The sequence below is a fragment of the Arthrobacter sp. Soil736 genome (assembly GCF_001428005.1).
Classification (GTDB): domain Bacteria; phylum Actinomycetota; class Actinomycetes; order Actinomycetales; family Micrococcaceae; genus Arthrobacter.
Genome location: NZ_LMSB01000072.1, coordinates 1 through 613, shown reverse-complemented (window position 1 = coordinate 613; position 613 = coordinate 1). Strand labels below are relative to the sequence as shown.

The 613-nt window shown below is 59.5% G+C and carries 1 protein-coding gene; it reads left to right on the top strand.

What is annotated here, in order from left to right; genetic code table 11:
- Positions 1-487 precede the first annotated feature (487 nt).
- Positions 488-613: DUF1326 domain-containing protein (locus ASG92_RS28785; protein ID WP_157372486.1), on the top strand; the 126-nt coding region annotated here is incomplete at its 3' end.

The following is a 613-nucleotide window of genomic DNA, read 5'->3' as shown; positions in this document are numbered from 1 at the left end:
TCTGTCAATCCCCTGAAACCGTAGAGGCTCCGTATTGTGGGTTGGCCCGGAGGGTTGGCGTAGCGCCGCCCGCCAGGAGGCGGGTCTGGTCTGGCCCCCGTGTGCTGTCTGCCTGACCGTGGCCGCGGAGGAGGCTGTACTGCATACAGGACATCACACGCTGGCATCGGCAGGTCCAGGCTTAACCTTCATCAAACGGATCAGTCTGATCGAATTCTGACCCACTGCCCACTGCCCGCTCTGCGACATCGGCGCGTCCACAGGGCCTTGACCTGCGGTTTTGTTGAATTTCTGGGCACCCTAGGAAAGGCAGCCAAATGCCGTCTCACAGGGAGGCTCTCATTGGGCTACCGCAGCATATTGACACCCCTATGACGCGGAGTACTCTCTGCCTTAACGAGGTTCCGGCCCCGTTCAAAAAGTGTGTCAGGCGCTGCGTCGCTGGGGGCGCTCCGCTAGGCAATGAAGCCAGCGAGGAGGGTCCTAAATGTCTTGGGAAATGTCCGGAAAATATGTTGGAAGCTGCAATTGCTCCTTGGTCTGTCCGTGTCCGGTTGACGGTCCGCCTACCGGTCCGAACGGCGAATGCCGTGGCGTTGTCGTGTTCCATATT